The sequence below is a fragment of the Streptomyces sp. DH12 genome (genome assembly GCF_020873895.1).
GTDB lineage: Bacteria > Actinomycetota > Actinomycetes > Streptomycetales > Streptomycetaceae > Streptomyces.
Window position 1 is genome coordinate 1 of record NZ_JAHWGT010000139.1, and the last position, 936, is coordinate 936.

The following is a 936-nucleotide window of genomic DNA, read 5'->3' on the forward strand; positions in this document are numbered from 1 at the left end:
GGTCACCGACTTCGGGAAGATCGCCGACCCCATCGCCGACAAGGCCATCATGGGCGCGGCGCTGATCTGCCTGTCCGCGCTGGGCGACCTGCCGTGGTGGGTCACGGGCGTGATCCTCGGCAGGGAACTCGGGATCACCCTGCTGCGCTTCCTGGTCATCCGTTACGGGGTGATCCCGGCCAGCCGGGGCGGCAAGCTCAAGACGCTCACCCAGGGCGTGGCCGTGGGCATGTACGTGCTCGCGCTGACCGGGTGGCTGGCGACGCTGCGGTGGTGGGTGATGGCCGCGGCGGTGGTGCTGACCGTGGTGACCGGACTCGACTATGTGAAACAGGCCATTGTGCTCCGCAGGCAGGGAATCGCCGAGCGCGAGGCGGCGTTGGAGGAGACGGAAGAGTGAGTTCTACGGCCACCGAGGTGGTGCGACTACTCACCGTGAAGGGCGGGACGCTCGCGGTCGCCGAGTCGCTGACCGGTGGTCTGGTGGCGGCGGAGATCACCTCCGTCCCCGGGGCGTCCAAGGTCTTCCGTGGCTCGGTGACGGCCTACGCCACCGAGCTCAAGCACCGGCTGCTGGGCGTGGACGCCACTCTGCTGGCCCAGCGCGGAGCGGTGGATCCGCAGGTGGCGGCCCAGATGGCGGCCGGGGTGCGCAAGGCGCTCGGCGCCGACTGGGGCATCGCCACCACGGGGGTGGCCGGCCCCGACCCTCAGGACGGACAGGCCGTCGGCACGGTGTACGTGGCCGTGGACGGCCCCTCCGCGGAGAGCGACGCTTCCGCCTCTGGCGGAAAAGTGCGCCATCTGCGGTTGAACGGCGACCGCGCGGAAATTCGTATGGAGAGTGTACGGAGCGTACTCGCCCTGCTCCTCGCGGAGCTGGCGGGCGAACAGACCGGGAATGAGCGGGCACAGGATACGGAACGGAACGGGGGG

The 936-nt window shown here is 70.1% G+C and carries 2 protein-coding genes; both read left to right on the forward strand.

Annotated features, from left to right (window positions below; genetic code table 11):
• Window positions 1-400 (forward strand): CDP-alcohol phosphatidyltransferase family protein (locus tag LPA54_RS33040; RefSeq protein WP_306806575.1); only part of this gene is annotated, 400 nt, incomplete at its 5' end.
• A partial coding sequence (locus LPA54_RS33045) for a CinA family protein (RefSeq protein ID WP_228984432.1) occupies window positions 397-936 on the forward strand: 540 nt, incomplete at its 3' end. The genes LPA54_RS33040 and LPA54_RS33045, both read left to right, overlap by 4 nt.